Source organism: Yoonia vestfoldensis (assembly GCF_002158905.1).
GTDB lineage: Bacteria > Pseudomonadota > Alphaproteobacteria > Rhodobacterales > Rhodobacteraceae > Yoonia > Yoonia vestfoldensis_B.
The window spans coordinates 2262248-2278006 of sequence record NZ_CP021431.1 but is presented as its reverse complement, the minus strand read 5'-3'; the positions used below and the strand labels follow the sequence as shown (position 1 = coordinate 2278006).

At 60.6% G+C, this 15759-nt stretch carries 17 protein-coding genes, 1 tRNA gene and 3 pseudogenes; 7 read left to right on the top strand and 14 right to left on the bottom strand.

What is annotated here, in order from left to right:
• From LOKVESSMR4R_RS11360 to LOKVESSMR4R_RS11345, 4 genes and pseudogenes are all read left to right on the top strand, one after another.
• Positions 1-864 carry a LysR family transcriptional regulator gene (locus tag LOKVESSMR4R_RS11360; protein ID WP_087208472.1) on the top strand — a complete coding sequence of 288 codons (864 nt, stop codon included), beginning with the start codon at positions 1-3 and terminating at the stop codon, positions 862-864.
• Between the two features lie 168 nt (positions 865-1032).
• Positions 1033-1934, top strand: a pseudogene (locus LOKVESSMR4R_RS11355) (ISKra4 family transposase); the annotation flags it as partial.
• 258 nt (positions 1935-2192) lie between these two features.
• Entirely contained in the window at positions 2193-2519 is a 327-nt protein-coding gene (locus LOKVESSMR4R_RS11350) for a type II toxin-antitoxin system PrlF family antitoxin (RefSeq protein WP_005668772.1), read from the top strand.
• Positions 2516-3031 (top strand): annotated as a pseudogene (locus LOKVESSMR4R_RS11345) (type II toxin-antitoxin system YhaV family toxin); the annotation flags it as partial. The gene LOKVESSMR4R_RS11350 and the pseudogene LOKVESSMR4R_RS11345, both read left to right, overlap by 4 nt.
• Before the next feature lie 251 nt (positions 3032-3282).
• On the opposite strand, the gene LOKVESSMR4R_RS11340 reads toward LOKVESSMR4R_RS11345, so the two are convergent.
• The 3 genes and pseudogenes from LOKVESSMR4R_RS11340 to LOKVESSMR4R_RS20760 form a co-directional block, all read right to left on the bottom strand.
• Entirely contained in the window at positions 3283-3561 is a 279-nt protein-coding gene (locus tag LOKVESSMR4R_RS11340) for a type IV secretion system protein VirB3 (RefSeq protein WP_008327373.1), read from the bottom strand.
• On the bottom strand, positions 3554-3838 hold the full coding sequence (locus LOKVESSMR4R_RS11335; protein ID WP_087213113.1) for a TrbC/VirB2 family protein: 285 nt from the start codon (positions 3836-3838) through the stop codon (positions 3554-3556). Before LOKVESSMR4R_RS11335 ends, LOKVESSMR4R_RS11340 begins: the two co-directional genes overlap by 8 nt.
• A gap of 107 nt (positions 3839-3945) precedes the next feature.
• Positions 3946-4017 (bottom strand): annotated as a pseudogene (locus LOKVESSMR4R_RS20760) (lytic transglycosylase domain-containing protein); the annotation flags it as partial.
• Positions 4018-4055: 38 nt separating this feature from the next.
• Here LOKVESSMR4R_RS20760 and LOKVESSMR4R_RS11330 point away from each other — a divergent pair.
• Positions 4056-5123, top strand: a complete 1068-nt coding sequence (locus LOKVESSMR4R_RS11330) for a site-specific integrase (protein WP_087208470.1) — start codon at positions 4056-4058, stop codon at positions 5121-5123.
• A gap of 44 nt (positions 5124-5167) precedes the next feature.
• Here the strand turns inward: LOKVESSMR4R_RS11330 and LOKVESSMR4R_RS20780 are convergent, their stop codons facing one another.
• The 4 genes from LOKVESSMR4R_RS20780 to LOKVESSMR4R_RS11310 form a co-directional block, all read right to left on the bottom strand.
• A complete protein-coding gene (locus LOKVESSMR4R_RS20780; protein ID WP_157898189.1) occupies positions 5168-5668 on the bottom strand; it encodes a YaaC family protein in 501 nt (166 codons plus the stop codon).
• Entirely contained in the window at positions 5640-6296 is a 657-nt protein-coding gene (locus LOKVESSMR4R_RS11320; RefSeq protein ID WP_087208466.1) for a YaaC family protein, read from the bottom strand. The genes LOKVESSMR4R_RS20780 and LOKVESSMR4R_RS11320 overlap by 29 nt, the downstream gene beginning before the upstream one ends.
• Before the next feature lie 18 nt (positions 6297-6314).
• Positions 6315-6797: a hypothetical protein gene (locus LOKVESSMR4R_RS11315; RefSeq protein WP_087208464.1), complete on the bottom strand. Its 483-nt coding sequence runs from the start codon at positions 6795-6797 to the stop codon at positions 6315-6317.
• Between the two features lie 217 nt (positions 6798-7014).
• Positions 7015-7347, bottom strand: coding sequence for a hypothetical protein (locus LOKVESSMR4R_RS11310; RefSeq protein ID WP_087208462.1), 333 nt, complete (start codon positions 7345-7347; stop codon positions 7015-7017).
• Positions 7348-7445: 98 nt separating this feature from the next.
• On the opposite strand from LOKVESSMR4R_RS11310, the gene LOKVESSMR4R_RS11305 reads away from it, so the two are divergent.
• Positions 7446-7519 (top strand) — tRNA-Arg (locus LOKVESSMR4R_RS11305).
• A 151-nt stretch (positions 7520-7670) separates the two neighbouring features.
• Here LOKVESSMR4R_RS11305 and LOKVESSMR4R_RS11300 read toward each other — a convergent pair.
• Both LOKVESSMR4R_RS11300 and LOKVESSMR4R_RS11295 read right to left on the bottom strand, forming a co-directional pair.
• Entirely contained in the window at positions 7671-8144 is a 474-nt protein-coding gene (locus LOKVESSMR4R_RS11300) for a DUF421 domain-containing protein (protein WP_204248664.1), read from the bottom strand.
• On the bottom strand, positions 8141-8455 hold the full coding sequence (locus LOKVESSMR4R_RS11295) for a hypothetical protein (protein ID WP_157898188.1): 315 nt from the start codon (positions 8453-8455) through the stop codon (positions 8141-8143). Before LOKVESSMR4R_RS11295 ends, LOKVESSMR4R_RS11300 begins: the two co-directional genes overlap by 4 nt.
• Positions 8456-8586: 131 nt before the next feature.
• Between LOKVESSMR4R_RS11295 and LOKVESSMR4R_RS11290 the strand changes: the two genes are divergently transcribed.
• Positions 8587-9087, top strand: a complete 501-nt coding sequence (locus LOKVESSMR4R_RS11290) for a ferritin-like domain-containing protein (RefSeq protein WP_087208455.1) — start codon at positions 8587-8589, stop codon at positions 9085-9087.
• A gap of 92 nt (positions 9088-9179) precedes the next feature.
• Here the strand turns inward: LOKVESSMR4R_RS11290 and LOKVESSMR4R_RS11285 are convergent, their stop codons facing one another.
• The 5 genes from LOKVESSMR4R_RS11285 to LOKVESSMR4R_RS11265 all read right to left on the bottom strand — a co-directional run bounded on the left by LOKVESSMR4R_RS11285 (position 9180) and on the right by LOKVESSMR4R_RS11265 (position 15740).
• Complete coding sequence (locus LOKVESSMR4R_RS11285) at positions 9180-9977, bottom strand: carnitinyl-CoA dehydratase (RefSeq protein ID WP_087208453.1); 798 nt, start codon at positions 9975-9977, stop codon at positions 9180-9182.
• A complete protein-coding gene (locus LOKVESSMR4R_RS11280) occupies positions 9974-11974 on the bottom strand; it encodes an acetate--CoA ligase family protein (protein ID WP_162290727.1) in 2001 nt (666 codons plus the stop codon). Before LOKVESSMR4R_RS11280 ends, LOKVESSMR4R_RS11285 begins: the two co-directional genes overlap by 4 nt.
• Before the next feature lie 255 nt (positions 11975-12229).
• Positions 12230-13393 carry an acyl-CoA dehydrogenase family protein gene (locus tag LOKVESSMR4R_RS11275; RefSeq protein WP_087208448.1) on the bottom strand — a complete coding sequence of 388 codons (1164 nt, stop codon included), beginning with the start codon at positions 13391-13393 and terminating at the stop codon, positions 12230-12232.
• Positions 13393-14835, bottom strand: a complete 1443-nt coding sequence (locus tag LOKVESSMR4R_RS11270) for a carnitine 3-dehydrogenase (RefSeq protein ID WP_087208446.1) — start codon at positions 14833-14835, stop codon at positions 13393-13395. Before LOKVESSMR4R_RS11270 ends, LOKVESSMR4R_RS11275 begins: the two co-directional genes overlap by 1 nt.
• Entirely contained in the window at positions 14832-15740 is a 909-nt protein-coding gene (locus tag LOKVESSMR4R_RS11265; protein ID WP_087208444.1) for a 3-keto-5-aminohexanoate cleavage protein, read from the bottom strand. The genes LOKVESSMR4R_RS11270 and LOKVESSMR4R_RS11265 overlap by 4 nt, the downstream gene beginning before the upstream one ends.
• Positions 15741-15759: the final 19 nt, after the last annotated feature.

The following is a 15759-nucleotide window of genomic DNA, read 5'->3' as shown; positions in this document are numbered from 1 at the left end:
ATGGACCATCGGTATTTTGAGACCTATCTGTCGGTTCTGAGGCTCGGCGGGATCAGTAAGTCAGCCGCCCGTTTGAACCTGACGCAATCCGCAACGTCGCGCCGCATTCAAAGCCTTGAAGAAGAACTGGACGTCAAACTTTTTGTACCGAAAGGCAGGGGTATAGAACCCACAGAACTGGCTTTGAGACTGGTTCCCCACGCCGAAGCGGTTGTCGATGCTGTCGAGAGGTTCAGGCAAGCAGCCAACCCGGAGAAAAACTTGCCAATCAAGCTGCGCGTCGCTGCGACACCGCAGACCATCGCTGCGACAATTGCGCCTTTGATCCCCGATCTCGCCGCGTCGGGTGTTGCATTGTCGCTGATCGAGGCGGGGGGCGCAGATATCGAAGACCTCGTGCGCCAGGACGTCTGCGATTGTGGCATTTCATCAATCCCGACCTTTGAATCCGGACTTCAAAGCAAACGACTTAGCCCGTTGCACCTCCACGCGTATGGATCACCGCGATGGGATAAATCGGCAAAGGAACACATCAACCTCTCAGAGTTGTCTGAAGAAAATTTGCTGCTTTTTACGCCTGATTTCCAATCCAGGAAAATTGTTGACGGGGCTTTTCAATTGATGGGCCAGCGGCCAAATATTGTGTATGAAGGTCATTCTTCTTTAGCGATTTTGGCCCTAGCCTCCGCAGATGTGGGCGTGGCTATCTTGCCGTCAAATATCAAGTCGGCATGCTCCGGGCCACGCGTGTTGTTCAACAATGACCCCTTATCGCTGGATGTCACACTGATCTGGCGTCCCATTTCGCGACGCATGGACGGCATCGAAGCCTTTTTTGCAAAATTGTCCGCGAACCACCTTTGAGCATCAACATGGGAACGTGATAGGGATTTCGCGCGCGCGATCCGTTCGGCCTGGACGATCACAACGCCGCCCGCATTTTTACGTCCATCGCCTGGGCAAGATTGTCGATGGTGAGCGCCTCGCGCTCGATCGTGATGTTGCCTGCGGGGAGTGGGCAAAACCTGGGGGCATTCGTTTAGAGAGGCCGCGCATATCATGGAAACATTTATGCCATGTCCAAAGCAGACAAACACCTCGGTCCGAAATCGTCTCGGCAAGACCGCCGAGGAAATCATCGACAGTGGGTATGTGGCACCGGCTGTCTCGTCAGCAGGTAACAGCGTAGCTCCGGTGACGGTCTTTCTGGACGGTGCGCATATTCGGTGTAGACCAGAGTACCAGAAGCGGCATCTTGATGTTGTGGTTGGTAAAGTCGAGAGCGCGCAAATGTGCCGTCGCTTCGGGCTTGTACAGCAGGCGGCTCAATCGCCATCCAGGCAACTACGGCATGACCTAAAAGCAATTGGCTGGAATGGCGATAGCCCAGTTACTGTGATTTCGGATGGAGAACCTGCCTTGCCCAATCTTGTGCGCCTCGCCGTCGGCGGGCCGGCTCGCCACATCCATGATTGGTGGCACATCTCGGTGCGGGTCAAGCATGTTGAGAACGCCGTAATAGGGCTGGTGCAAGCCAAGAACTTCCCGGGCATCCCAGAGTTGTTTGAACGCCCCGCAGAGCGGTTGCGATGGTATCTGTGGCATGAAAAAGCTCGAGCTGCCACAACAGACCTTTAATGGCTGCTCACCGATTGCGATCGACTTTGCAAAGATGATCGTGAAGTGCGCGACGCAGTCATCCGCGTATAAGCGCGTTGCCGGGAACTCTACACCTATCTGGCAAACAACATGGACAGTCTGACTGACTATGGCCGACGATACCGCAACGGACTTGCCGTCTCCTCATCTCGCGCAGAAGGTGCGTGGAAGACATTGGTAACAAACGCATGGGAAAACGTCGACGCATTCGATGGTCACCCAAAGGTGCCCACCACGTAGCAGTCGTAAGGGCGAACGTTCTCGATGGCAGGTTAACCCCCAAGTTTTGCCCACTCCCGTGGGCTCGTACGCCTGTCGAAGGCCTCGCTTGCGGGCTCGGAGCTGCTCAGCTCCGCGAAAGGTGCGGCTAGCCCGGTGCTGGCGGAGTTCCTGGCGGGGCGAAATTAGGTCCTGCGCCGGACGGTTCATCGACCTGCCCGGCGACAGCAGATGCTGCGGCTTGTCTTGACAAGGCAATGCAAATGCATTACCTATCGCCGGCAGCAAAGACCCTTTTCTTTCAGGAGACTGCCATGACAGCCCTCGCACAAGATGTCTCGAAACTCACGGATCGGTATCAGACGACCGTGCCGGCGGGTGTGCGCAAACAGCTCAAGCTGGGCAAGGGCGACCAGATTCGTTACTGCACCGAGCCGAGTGGCAGGGTCTATATCGAGCCCGTGCGCAGCGACGAGGAAGATCCCGTGCTCGGCGCTTTTCTCGATTTTGTCGAGGCCGATATCAAGGCGCATCCGGACCGCATTCGGGCGTTCGATGGGGCTTTGCATGACCGTCTTGCAGCACTGGTCGGAGACGTTGACGTCGATCTCGATGCGCCGCTATCGCTCGAGGATGAATGAGCGGCGATAGCGTGCCCGCCCAAGCGCCCCTTGTCGTAAACGGATGGTCGATTTATGCGCATCCGCTCTTTCTGGATCAGCTCGAAGGGCTGATTGAAGAGGTCGAGGCGCGTAAGGCACGCGATCCTAAGACCTGGCGTAAGAAAAACCCGACGAAACGGCTGGCCGCCATCTTCAAGCTGGTCACCGAGGCCATACCGGCAGATCCGGGTGCCGCCGCCTTCCGGCAAGGCGGCACGCTCGGCGATCACCGCAAGCACTGGCTTCGGGCGAAATTCTTCCAGCAGTATCGGTTGTTCTACCGGTTCAACAGCGATGCGAAGGTCATCGTGGTGGCCTGGGTGAACGACGACAAGACCCTGCGCGCCTATGGCAGCAAGACGGATGCCTATGCGACGTTCAAAGGGATGCTGGAAGATGGCAACCCACCTGACAATTTCGACGCGCTCTTGAAAGAAGCTGCAGCGGCGGACAAGCGGTTCGAGAAATCCCTTGATGCGGTGCCTGGCCGATCGTCTTTGCCACCGCCGCAGGGGTGCGCCGCATTGATCCCGCGTGGATCAAGGTTGCACGCAACCTTGGTGCAAGCCCGTGGCATATGCTGCCCTCGAGCCGGATGCAGCGGAAGAGTTCGTTCACCCGGGTCCGCACGGTCTGGTCGTCGACGAGGCTCACATAGGGCAGCATATGCGCGAGGCGGGTCTCGCGCGCATACCAGTCTGGCGTCATTGTGCGGGCATCGAGCGCAGCATCACGGGCGTCATCACGGGGCATAGCTGTCCCCGCCATGAATGGACCTGTTGCGCGTGGGCGGTGTCTCCTGCAGGGCCGTCATCATCACGTCGATGAAGCGCGGGTCCCAATCTGCGGCCTTCCACAGCACCGGATAGAGAAGGGCGGCCACGCCCAGCACCGCGATATGCTGGACCCAGACGAACAAGAGCACCGAGCCGAAAAGCCAGACCATCGCATACATGATGGGCAGGCCCAGAAGCTTCGGCGGGCGCACGAGGCCGAGAAAGAGAGGCGAGCGCTCAGCCACCGGCAAAGACCGCGGCAACGATGGTGGGGGCGGCGGCAACACCAGCGATGCCCACGAGGACCCAGAGCGCCTGGCGCAGATCGATGATGTTGAAGAACCAGCTGAGAAAGACCCCGAGAACGGCAAGCGTCGCGATGACAACGCCAAGTGGGCCGGTCAGCGCATCGACGATGCCCTGCAACAGGCTCTGGATCGGGGAGAGATCAATGCTCTGGGCGAGGGCGGGTTCGGCAATCAGCAGGAATAGCGCCAGCGAGGCGACAAAGAGGTGTGAAATCCAACTTGTTTGGAAAAAGCGGTATCGCCAATGCACTGCCGCGCTGCGCGCTCTCGTGACATTGCCGATAAGTGATTTGAGGAGTGATTTCCAAAAAGTTTGGGACATCATGAATTTGATCCTTCCAATCGGGCCACGACGGCCATGACGCGGGCCACGTGGTTCTGGGTTTCTCGGTAAGACCTACTATGCCGCCGCCGAGAACGACGGGCGGTTCATGCGCGTGAAAATCGGGCGCGCCGATGTTACCAAGGCCAATGAGGCGCGGGCTGTCGCACGAGACATTCTGCTGCCCGAGATACGACGCGGCGTCGATCCTCGGTCGAAGTACTTCGACGATGCAGGAGACACCGCCTACGCCCGGATCATGCGTGGTATCCGCATGTCGGACGAAAAGGCTGACCTCGCACTTCGCGGGCGTGGCAAGAAGGACGCTGACAAGGTCACAGTCGGGCACGTCTGGGGGATGTATGAGGAATACCACCTTGCCCGCCTGATCGAGGATCAAGGGCCGGAGAAGGCTAACCGTGCGAAGAAGCATATCGCGGAGCAGCGTCGCCTACTCGGGGGGGCCGAGAAGTATCTCAAGGACGGCCCGCCCGCCGCAACCGAGGACTGGCCGAACGGATGGTGGGAGCGCCCCATCCAGAGCATCACACCTGAGCTTTGCTATCAGACGTGGCGGAACCTGAGCCGCACGCGCGGACGGCGCACGGCCCAGTTGTTCTTCACGTCGGTCAAGGTGCTGTTCAACTATGCGGTCGCCAAGGAAGAGGTGCAGGTGTCGGAGCACCCGCTGATCATCGACATGGCGGGCAATGGTCGAGGCCTCCCGAAAGGCTGGCAGGCGCTGCGCCCGACGAACCCCGTCCAGCGCATCTCGGACATTCGCATCTGGTGGCGCGAGGTGGACAAGCTGTCCGTGATCCCAAAGAGCGCGCTCAAGGTCATGCTGTTGACCGGGATGCGCCCGAGCGAGGCGTTAGCGATGCGCTGGGACCAAGTGGACCTCGAAGTCGGCAAGGTCTGGTTCGGCATGACGAAGACGACCGACTATCGCGAGATTGCGCTGTCGTCGTGGTCCATCGCACAGTTGAAGCGCCTGGAACGGATGGTCGGGCGTCACGAGTACGTCTTCACCGGGCCGAACGGCGAAGGCCCCGTGCAACAGGTGTTGGCCGACGATGGCAAATACTACCTGCTGATGCCCAAAGGCGTGAAGCGCATCCCGGCGCACGACGCGGACACGAACCGCGCCGCCGCGCTCGTGGCTGCTTGCAAATAAAGATGCGAGATCGGAGCAAAAGGAACGTTAGGCGAGATGCTGCCTCAAGTGATAGCAGCCCTCGCCACTTCCTGTTCCATGAACTCGGATGCCATCAAGTAAAGAAACTGCGACGGTTGGTTTGAGAAGAATTCTAATACAAACGGCCCGATTGCACTCTTAAGGATTAAATCGAACTGCTCCGGCTTATATCGAGTAATTGATCCAAAATAGAACGTGGCAAGATAAATCGTTAAGAGTTGGTTCAGCATAGTCTGCGCCGAGGTCCGTAAAAAGATGTAGTATTTACGATACGGCGGGTAGGCAGTCACGCTTCGCCAGAGCCTGGGCCTTACATCTGTACTAAGTTGAGATAATACTTGTGATGGTCGATGCCCATAGTGAGTTGTGGCAATGGTTTCCGCCTCAATGATGCGCCTGCCGTCGATAGCCTCGGAACAGTTGACGTTTCGCCACGTCCCGCCTGCTCCAAGGTTCTTTGAAAGGTCGGTTAGCCCATATCCAAGACGAGTAAAATCATCTGCGAACGCGCACCCATGTATCATGGGTCGCAGCATCTTGCATATATTCGATACGGTCTAAACTGATGAACCGCTCCTTGATCCCGTCGGCTTGGCAGTAGATCCGATGCCCAATCAAGACTTGGCTCAGAAAGTCCTGCGATCTCATCCGAAAGTGAGTGCTCGGTGCGGTCGGGGTTGGAAGTGCGGCACCAAGTGCGTTTGCAAACATGACGAAGGCGCTGGCATTGGGGTTTTGGAGAATGTCGATTGAAACATGCCCATGGATTGCCCCAGCCGTGACCGGCAATTGTTCCGACAATCCGTGCCGAACGACCCCTAAAGCCGCACCACGACGCTTTACGACAAGAGACTTAGCAAGATTCAAAAAAGAATAGTAGAGAAGCAGCGGCTTTGCAGCACTGACATCTGAGTTTTGGGCAGCCGTGTAGAAGTCTCGGCTCTGCACGAGAAAAGCAATTGCCTGTCGGCGTGCATTGTCGTCGCCAAGTTTCTCCAGACTATGCTGAATGATGTTCCAAGGTTCCGTTGAGAACAAGGTTGAATGGATGCCTTCACGCGTAGCGCCTTGGAAGGTCGGAAAGAAAGAGAACGCAGCGGGCCGCTGTCGAATGTTGATTACTTCGCCATCCCTCGGATCAACCCATCTCATGGTGCGCTCCCAACTGACTCATTGGCCTTCAACCTCGCGAAGGCGTTCGGTTGCGTCTTCGACGTCTGGAAATTTCCAGATTGCGTCGCGTAACAGAAATTTGTGGCTGTTCGTATGCTCGATATAAGTCGAGTTCTCGCTCGCCACGGTAGCGGGTATCAAGGCTGCGCGCATGATGCGGTAGTCATCGTCAAATAGCACTGCGGCTAAAAAATCGAACCCTTGAAAGTCTCGGATCGCTGACAACTGACGTGACCTATTCCGGCGATGAACACGCCGTCCTTTGATCTGGTAACGCATCCCGTTTTCACCGATTGCGTCATAGGCCTTCTTCGAATTGTTTTCTTGCGTCCATCCGAAAGCCCTACAGAAATAGTATTCGGCAAGATCGCCAGTCGGATTGTTCGCGGACCGCAGAATATCCCGCTGACGTAGTTCCTCCAGAGCCGCGGTGTGAAGCGCGAGCAACTCAGCAACTGATTTGCTATCGAGGTTGTCCATTGCAGTACTATGACGCTGACGGCGTGCAATTGCGACCCCGTTCGCTGTGCGCCCAGCAGCGCGCGTCTAAGGCGCATCGCGCGCTGGCAGGCGCAACGATGCCCAAAATATCGAGACGCCCATCAGCGGGCGATTTTTCGGGGGTGTTTGCCCGCGTCTCGTGCGTTTCGTCGGGCAACGGCAGGAGCATCGACGACGAGCGCGACGACAGCGCAGGTTAGATCGGGATTTCGTCCGACCCATCGTCGTCGTCTTTCCCAGAAGGCGCTTTACCGTCGTCGTCCTCGTCTGGCACCCTAGGGTTCTCTTCGGGCGGCGGGTTCACTTCGTCGATAAGTGCCTGCGGAACCCAGAAGCCGTATTTGATCCCGTCGCGGATCAGTCTCTCTCGCTTTATCGCGTACTTCGCCCGCGATTTTTCCGGCATCACAGAGGCGCTCGGAAAAAGGGTGCCGTGACCTTCGGCGTGAAGGAGCTCGGTAAGCTCCTTCTGGACCCGCATACGCTTTCTATACTCAGGGTTGTTGCTTGGTACGTTCTTGTTCCTCATAGGCGAACCTTCTCACCTCGCGCCCAAGTTGGCAAGGGAATCAAGGCCATCACCTGCTTGCCCAAACCGGCATGACCGTTTAAACGATGCGAAGGGATGCTCCCTTAGCTCAACTGGATAGAGCAGTCGACTTCTAATCGACAGGTTGAGGGTTCGAGTCCTTCAGGGAGCGCCCTGCGGTTGCCTCATTGTCGAGCAATCAAATAGCGATCAAAGTTGGAAAACGACGACCCTACCGACTTGAACTTGCAGTCATCTTGGCATGACTTCTAATCAGCAGGTTCGGGGTTCGAGTCCTCGTGGGATCGCCATTGCTGACCGCGTTAGGCGACTACGCTCAGCGATCCGTCGGTTTCCAGCACCACCATCCGCACCTGTGATATCTCTGCGATGCCTTGCTGGCGCAGGGCGGCATCGACCTCGTCCATGGTCACGCGCGCGCGGCGCATCGCGACCGGCAGGTGGTGGCCGTCGCGGACCAAAAGCGTTGGTTCGCTTTTCACCAGACCACGGATCATTGGCGACCGCACCGAGGCCCAGGTGATCAGATATTGCAGCATCACCAAGAGCGCCAGCGCGCTCAGCCCGTCGGCAAGTGGCAGCGCGTCATCCAGCAAGACTGTTGCAAGGGTCGACCCCAAGGCCACCGTGACGATCAGATCAAAGGCGTTCATCTTGCTCAGCGTCCGTTTGCCCGTCGCCCGCAGCAGAACGATCAGCCCGATATAGGCGGCCAGGCCCACCACAAGGATGCGCAGCGGACCGGCCCAGCCGTCAAAGAACAAGCCTGCGGTCACGGCCCGGTTGCGCCTGCCATCAGCTCTTCGCAAAGCATCCACCATTGATCGGGCGCTGCCGCATCGCGCAGGCTGCCGATCAGGGTGCCGTCGTCGCGCGACAGATCCAGCAGGCACAGATCCTGCCCGTCGCTGGACAAGCGCGCGAGGCTGACCGCGCGGCAATCATCGGGCATGATCTCGCCCTGGCTGGTCAGCGCCTGTTCCAGGCTTTGCTGGCTTTGGCAGGCGGTCACGGGGGTTTGCGCGGCAAGGGGCAATGCCAGTGTCGCGCTTACAAGGGTCAGCGCCAAACGGGGGGCCGTGATCATTTTATCATCCTCCATGTCAAGCAAACTTAACGCCGCGTCGCGGCCATTGTTCCGCTGGCCCCCGGGGCCGGTTTTTGGAACAAAGCCATCCGCGCCCCGTTGATCACGAGCGCAACACAAGGAGAGGCACAATGGCCAACAACACGCTCGAGGCGTTGTTTTACGAAACGCTCAAGGATATCTATTATGCTGAACGCAAGATCTGCACGGCTCTGCGCAAGATGGCGCGCGCGGCGAACAGCCCCGATCTGAAAGCCGCTTTCGAGCAACATGAACAGGAATCGCAGGCGCAATACGACCGTCTGACAGGCGTGTTCGAGGCGATTGACAAACAGCCACGCGGCAAGACCTGCGACGCCATCGAAGGCATCATCGCCGAAGCGCAGGAAATCATCACCGATTTCAAGGACAGCCCCGCACTGGATGCCGGTCTTCTGGCCGCCGCCCAAGCCGTCGAACATTACGAGATCGCCCGTTATGGCACGCTCAAAAGCTGGGCGCACGAATTGGGCCTGACCGAGGCCGAAAGCCTGCTGGACGAAACCCTGCAAGAAGAAATCGCCACCGATGAAAAGCTGACCAAGCTTGCCAAGGCAATCATAAACGCCACGGCAGAGGGCAAAACGGCCTGAGCTTTGACACCGCAAGGCGCAGGGCTGTCGCCTTGTGGTGCCGCCGCCCGCTGACCGCCCTGATCAAAAGGTGTGCGCAGCGGGCGGCGGGTCTAGCGGCCTTTCCAGACCGGGTCGCGTTTTTCGGCAAAGGCGCGCGCGCCCTCTTTCTGGTCGTCGCTGGCATAAAGGCGGTCAACAGAGACGAATTGCCGTTTGGTGACCCGGTTCAGCGCATCCTGAAACCGCATATCCTCGGCCGCGCGCACGATTTCCTTGATCGCGGCATAGACCAGCGGCGGGCCGCTTTCCAGCAGGCGGGCCAGATCCCATGCCTTGGGCAGCAGATCGGCGGGGCTGGTGATTTCGCGCAAAAGCCCCCAGCGCAGCGCCTCTTCCGCATCGAACCAGCGCCCGGTCAGCAACAGATCCATCGCGACATGATAGGGGATGCGCTTGGGCAATTTGATCGAGGCCGCATCCGCCACCGTGCCAGACCGGATTTCCGGCAGCGCAAAACTGGCGTTGTCAGAGGCGAGGATCAGGTCGCAGCCAAGCGCCAGTTCCAGCCCGCCGCCGCAGCAGATCCCGTTGACGGCGGCGATCACCGGCTTGTTGAGATGCGGCAATTCCTGCAATCCGCCGAAACCGCCGACGCCGTAATCGGCATCGACCGCGTCACCATCTGCCGCGGCTTTCAAATCCCAGCCGGGGCAAAAGAACTTGTCCCCCGCCGCCCGCAGGATCGCCACCCGCAGGCTGTCGTCATCGCGGAAATCGCGGAACACCTCGCCCATGATCCGGCTGGTGGCCAGATCAATCGCATTGGCCTTGGGCCGGTCGAGCGTGACTTCCAGCACGGCCCCCTCGCGGCGGGTGTGGATCGGGCCATCGCTGCGCATCTGCATCATCGGGTGTCCTTCCAGATCACGGCATCCGCGGCCACGGCAAAATTGCTGCCGACGATCAGCGGATTGATTTCAATTTCCTCAAGCATCCTGTCGGTTGTCAGCATCTCCTGCAAGGCCAGCGCGCTGCGGATCACCGCCGCCAGATCGGCGCGCGGCCTGCCGCGATAGCCATCCAGCAGCGGCCAGAGCGTCAACCGGCGCAAGCCATCCGCGATCTCTGTCGCGGTCACCGGCAGGACCAGCGTCACCGTATCGGCCAGCAATTCCGCCGTCACACCGCCAAACCCCAGCGTCAGCGTCGCGCCGTAAACCGGATCGCGGCGCGCGCCGATCAGCAATTCTGCGATGGCACCTGTCACCATTTCCTCGGCCAAATAGCCGGCAGCCCCCGGCATCTCGGCCTGTCCGTCAAGCGTGGCAAGATGCAGCCGCACGGCCCCGGCCTCGGTTTTATGGGCGAATCCCAGCCCTTTCAGCGCCAAGGGCGGTGTCAGATCTTTGGCAGCGGATATGAGCGCGGGCAGCCTCTGCGCTGTTGCGCCGCGTGGCACGGCAATCCCCGCCGCAGCCAGCAGCGCCTTGGCTGCCGCCTCGTCCAGCAAGACCAGCGCACTGGTCGGCGCGCTGGGGCACCAGTTACGCCACCCTGCGCGGCCGGGCGTGACCTGTGCGGCGCGCAAGGCCGCCAGCGCTGTTTCCAGCCCCATCAGCGGTGCGATGCCCTGATCCATCAAGGCGATGGCGCGGTCCTCGTCGAAATTTTCCGGCAAAGAGGCCAGGGGAAAGGCGGGTTTGCCTGTGGCCTGCGCGGCGCTGACGATGGCCTCTAGCGCGGGGACAAAACTGGCCGGATCGCAGCGGTCAGGGCGCGGCGGGTCGATGATGAACAGCCCCGCGTCATAGCCGGCCAACATGGTGGTGAAAACCTCGGTCGTGCGCGGCCCGTCGCCCCAGATGAAGGTCTGGTAATCCATCGGATTGGCGATTGTCACCAGCGGGCCGAGCGTGGCAGCCAGCCGGTCTGCCTGCGCCGGTGCGGGCGGCGGAAAATCCAGCCCGAAAGGGGCGGCCAGATCCGCGACCAACCCCGCCTCGCCCCCCGAACAGGCCAAAGCACAGAGCCGTTTGCCCAGGCCCGGCCCATGCAGATGCAGGATCTTGAGCGTCTCAAGCAATTCTGCTGGTGTGTTCACCTCTGCCACACCGATCTGGCGCAGATAGGCCGAAGAGGCCGCAGCCCCCCCCGCCAGCGACGCGGTATGCGAGGCCGCGGCCGATTGCGCCGCCGCCGTCTTGCCCGATTTGATCGCAACGATGCCTTTGCCTGCGGCCCGTGCGGCCTCTGCCAAGGCGGCGAAATCGGAGGCATCGCCCAGCCCTTCGATATAAAGCCCAAGCGCTGTGACCCTGTCATCGGCCAGCAAAGCGGCTGCCAGCTGCGCAAGCCCGACCTGGGCGGCATTGCCCAGACAGGCGACATAGGCGACAGGCAAGCCGCGCGCCTGCATCGTCAGGTTGATGATTATGTTGGAGGATTGGCTCAGCAATGCGACACCACGTTCCACCCGCCGCCCGCCATGCTGGTCAGGCCACAGCAGCGCACCGTCGAGGTAGTTTATGAGGCCATAGCAATTCGGCCCAAGGATCGGCATCGCCCCCGCCTGCGCCACCAGCGCATCCTGCAGATCGCCATCGCCGGTCTCGCGCCAGCCAGAGGCGAAACAGATCGCCCCGCCCGCGCCCATGGCCGCCAATGCGCCGACCACGTCAAGCGTTGCATGCCGGTTGACGCCGATAAAGGTGGCATCGGGCGCCATGGGCAGCGCGGCGAGTGTGGGGTAGCATCGCAGACCACCGATCTGGTCCCGCGTCGGATGCACAGGCCAGACCGGGCCATCGAACCCCATGCGCTGGCATTGTTCGACCACATTGGCGGCCCAGCCAGAGCCAAGGACAGCAATGCTGCGCGGTCGCAGCAGGCGCGACAGATCGGTCATGCCAGCCCCTGCCTGCGGCGCAGGCAGCTGGGGGCCTTGCCCCCAGACCCCCAGGATATTTTTGAACAAATGAAGAGCAGGCGTCGCCCTGTCCCGTCTGCGCGGGACAGAGAAACTTCACCTGTTGCGGTCATCGGGGTCCCCCCCTGTACCGCCGTGTCAGCCTGCCATGCATTGGTTAATATTCCGTTTCATTTGTTCAAAAATATCCTCGGGGGTGAGGCGCGCAGCGCCGAGGGGGCAGACAGCCCCCTGCTAGCTTTCATGCGGGCGCAAAAGTTGGCGGCTGATGATGTGCCGCTGGATTTCGCTGGTGCCTTCCCAGATCCGTTCGACCCGCGCATCGCGCCAGATCCGTTCCAGTGGCAGGTCATCCATCAATCCCATCCCGCCATGGATCTGGATCGCCTCATCCGCGACCATGGCCAGCACCTCGCTGGCTTTCAGCTTGGCCATGGCCATATCGGCTTCGGTGACGCTGCCTTGATCGAACTTCCAACCGGCCTCCCATGTCAGCAATTCGGCGGCTTTCAGCTCCATTGCCATATCGGCCAGCTTGAAGCTGACGCCTTGGAACTTGCCGATCGCTTGGCCGAACTGGCGCCGTTCCGCCGCATAGCGCACCGCAAGGTCCAGTGCGCGGTCGGCACGTCCCAGACAGGTGGCCGCGACCTGCAATCGCGTAGCCCCCAGCCAGTCATTGGCGACCTCGAAGCCTTTGTGGACTTCACCAAGGATATTCTCGGCAGGCACGCGGCAATCGTCGAAGTCCAGAATGGCATTGGAATAGCCGCGGTGGCTGACGTTGCGGTAGCCCTCACGCAGCGTGAAACCGGGCGTGCCTTTGTCCACGAAAAAGGCAGTGATCTTTTTCTTTTTGCCGCGTGGCGTGTCCTCTTCGCCGGTGGCCATGAAGGCGATGGTGAAACTCGCGATATCGGCATGGCTGATGAAATGTTTGGTGCCGTTCAGCACCCAGTCGCTGCCATCCTGCCGCGCGCTGGCCTGCATGCCGCGCAGGTCGGACCCCGCGCCCGGTTCGGTCATCGCCAGACAATCCCATGTCTCGCCGCGCAGGCAGGGATACAAATACTTCTGTCGTTGCGCCTCGGTCCCCGCCAGCAGGATGTTCGAGGGCCGCGCGACGCAGGTCCAGTGCAGCGCGTAATTGGCACGCCCCAATTCGCGTTCGTAAAGCAGCCATGACAGGGTATCGAGACCCGCGCCGCCGACCTCTTCGGGCATATTGGCGGCATAAAGCCCCGCCGCCATCGCCTTGGACTGGATCTCGCGGATCAGCTCCATCGGCAGATGGCCGGTGCGTTCGACCAGCGCTTCATGCGGGTAAAGCTCTGCCTCCACGAATGCGCGGGTCGTCTCGACGATCATCCGCTGTTCGTCGGTCATGCCAAAATGCATCAGCTTTTCCCCTGTCCGATCTGGCGGCCCGCAGCGGCGGGGCGGGGCAGCGCCGCATGGGCGTCGCGGATCGCGAACAACCGGTCCAGCACGGCGGGGGCGGCGGGGCAGGTCTTGCCGGCGGCCATATCCACATGCAGCAGCATCTGTTCCAGCGTCGCCACGGCCTGCCCATCACGCGCGATGGTCATGAAGATATGCAGCCGCTTTTCATCTGCCGCCAGCACCTGCACCGCACCGGTCAGATGATCGCCCAGTTTCGCCTCGCCCAGATGCCGGATATGGGTTTCGGCGGTGTAATAGCTGTGCCCGCCTGCGACATAATCCATATCCGCCCCGATCAGCCGCAACAGCGCATCCGAGGTTTCAGAGCCAGCAAATAGATAGCGGCTTTCGGTCATATGGCCGTTATAATCGATCCAGCTGGGCAACACCTGCAAGCGCACCAGCGGGGCGGCGGCGTCCAGCACCGGCACTGTATCGCGCCTTGCCGCATCATGCGCTTTCAGCACGCGGCCTGCGCCCCAGTCGCGGTCTTTGAGCACCCGCAGAAAGCCCACCAGATTGCTGTCGCGGATGCGTTCCAACTCGCGGATCGTGTGATGCCCCGATTGTGCGTCGGATTGGCCTGCGATCAGATCGACCAATTCGTCGTTGAAGTCGGGCACATCCATCAATTTGGTCCAGGGCCATGTCAGGCAGGGGCCGAATTGTGCCAGAAAATGTTTCATCCCCGCTTCGCCGCCCGCGATCCGGTAGGTTTCGAACAGGCCCATCTGGCCCCAGCGCAGGCCAAAGCCCATGCGGATCGCCTCGTCGATTTCCGCGGTCGTGGCGATGCCGTCCTTGACCAGCCAGAGCGCCTCGCGCCAGACGGCTTCGAGGAACCGGTCAGCGATATGGGCGTCGATTTCCTTGCGCAGATGCAGGGGGAACATGCCGATGCTGCGCAGGATGTCCTTCACCCCTTCGATCAGGGCGGGGTCGCTGGCGGGGCTGGGCACGACCTCGGCCAGTGGCAGCAAATAGACGGGGTTGAACGGATGGGCGACAAAGATCGTCGCGGGGTTGATCGCGCCTTGCTGCAATTGCGACGGCTTATAGCCGGAGGTGGAGGAACCGAGCGGCGCATCGGGTGCGACCTGCTGGATTTCGGCATAGACGCGGTGTTTCAAATCCAGCCGCTCTGACACCGATTCCTGAATGTAATCCGCGCCCGTCACAGCCTCGGCCAAGCTGGTCGCAAAGCGCAGCTGTCCCATCGCGGGCAGCGGCACATCCGACAGGGCAGGCAGTGACAGTTTGGCATTGTCCAGCACGGCGTCAATCTTGCGCGGGGCGTCGGGGTCGGGGTCAAAGACCGCGACATCCCAACCGTTGAGCAAAAACCGCGCCGCCCAGCCGCCGCCAATCACGCCACCGCCGATGATCGCGGCCTTCATAGCGGCGCCCGTTTCGTCAGATGCAGGCGGTCGCGGACGGCATCCGGCCCGATCACCCGCGCGCCCATGTTTTCGATGATGCTGGCGGCCTTTTCGACCAGTTGCGCGTTGGTGGCCAGCACGCCTTTGGACAGGTAGAGATTATCCTCTAGCCCGACCCGCACATTGCCGCCCGCCAGCACAGAGGCCGCGACATAGGGCATTTCATTGCGCCCCAGCGCGAAAGCCGACCAATGCCAATCGGGCGGCACATTGTTCACCATGGCCAGAAAGGTGTTCAGATCATCCGGCGCGCCCCATGGCACACCCATGCAAAGCTGCACCAGCACGGGGGCGGGGATGATGCCTTCGGTGACCAGTTGTTTGGCGAACCACAGATGGCCGGTATCGAATGCCTCGATCTCGATCCGCACGCCGCTGGCCACCATCCGCGCGGCCATATCGCGCAGCATGCCGGGGGTGTTGACCATGACGTAATCGGCCTCGGCGAAATTCATCGTGCCGCAATCGAGCGTGCAAATCTCGGGGCGGCAATCCAGCACATGCTGCACCCGTTCCGCCGCCCCCGCCATGTCGGATTTGGGCGACATCAGATGCATGGCTTCGGTGCCGTCAAACATCAGATCGCCACCCATGCCGGCGGTCAGGTTCAGGATCACATCGGTATCGGCAGCGCGGATAATGTCTGTCACTTCGCGGTAAAGGGCTGCATCGCGCGACGGTTTGCCGGTTTCGGGGTCGCGCACATGGCAATGGACGATGGCCGCCCCCGCCTTGGCCGCGTCGATGGCGGCATTTGCGATCTGTTCGGGCGAGCGGGGGACATGGGGCGACATATCCTGCGTGCCGCCCGATCCGGTGACGGCGCAGGTGATGAAAACATCGCGGTTCATGGAAAGTGGCATAATATCCTCCTTGGTGGTC

What these genes read in the sequence shown, in the direction of transcription:
- LOKVESSMR4R_RS20780 (WP_157898189.1), bottom strand. Translation starts at nt 5,668, where the DNA reads ATGATACATGGGTGCGCGTTCGCAGATGATTTTACTCGTCTTGGATAT.
- LOKVESSMR4R_RS11350 (WP_005668772.1), top strand. Translation starts at nt 2,193, where the DNA reads ATGACAGCCCTCGCACAAGATGTCTCGAAACTCACGGATCGGTATCAG.
- LOKVESSMR4R_RS11290 (WP_087208455.1), top strand. Translation starts at nt 8,587, where the DNA reads ATGGCCAACAACACGCTCGAGGCGTTGTTTTACGAAACGCTCAAGGAT.
- LOKVESSMR4R_RS11320 (WP_087208466.1), bottom strand. Translation starts at nt 6,296, where the DNA reads ATGAGATGGGTTGATCCGAGGGATGGCGAAGTAATCAACATTCGACAG.
- LOKVESSMR4R_RS11270 (WP_087208446.1), bottom strand. Translation starts at nt 14,835, where the DNA reads ATGAAGGCCGCGATCATCGGCGGTGGCGTGATTGGCGGCGGCTGGGCG.
- LOKVESSMR4R_RS11310 (WP_087208462.1), bottom strand. Translation starts at nt 7,347, where the DNA reads ATGAGGAACAAGAACGTACCAAGCAACAACCCTGAGTATAGAAAGCGT.
- LOKVESSMR4R_RS11295 (WP_157898188.1), bottom strand. Translation starts at nt 8,455, where the DNA reads ATGATCACGGCCCCCCGTTTGGCGCTGACCCTTGTAAGCGCGACACTG.
- LOKVESSMR4R_RS11280 (WP_162290727.1), bottom strand. Translation starts at nt 11,974, where the DNA reads ATGACCGATCTGTCGCGCCTGCTGCGACCGCGCAGCATTGCTGTCCTT.
- LOKVESSMR4R_RS11265 (WP_087208444.1), bottom strand. Translation starts at nt 15,740, where the DNA reads ATGCCACTTTCCATGAACCGCGATGTTTTCATCACCTGCGCCGTCACC.
- LOKVESSMR4R_RS11360 (WP_087208472.1), top strand. Translation starts at nt 1, where the DNA reads ATGGACCATCGGTATTTTGAGACCTATCTGTCGGTTCTGAGGCTCGGC.
- LOKVESSMR4R_RS11330 (WP_087208470.1), top strand. Translation starts at nt 4,056, where the DNA reads ATGCGCGTGAAAATCGGGCGCGCCGATGTTACCAAGGCCAATGAGGCG.
- LOKVESSMR4R_RS11275 (WP_087208448.1), bottom strand. Translation starts at nt 13,393, where the DNA reads ATGCATTTTGGCATGACCGACGAACAGCGGATGATCGTCGAGACGACC.
- LOKVESSMR4R_RS11315 (WP_087208464.1), bottom strand. Translation starts at nt 6,797, where the DNA reads ATGGACAACCTCGATAGCAAATCAGTTGCTGAGTTGCTCGCGCTTCAC.
- LOKVESSMR4R_RS11285 (WP_087208453.1), bottom strand. Translation starts at nt 9,977, where the DNA reads ATGATGCAGATGCGCAGCGATGGCCCGATCCACACCCGCCGCGAGGGG.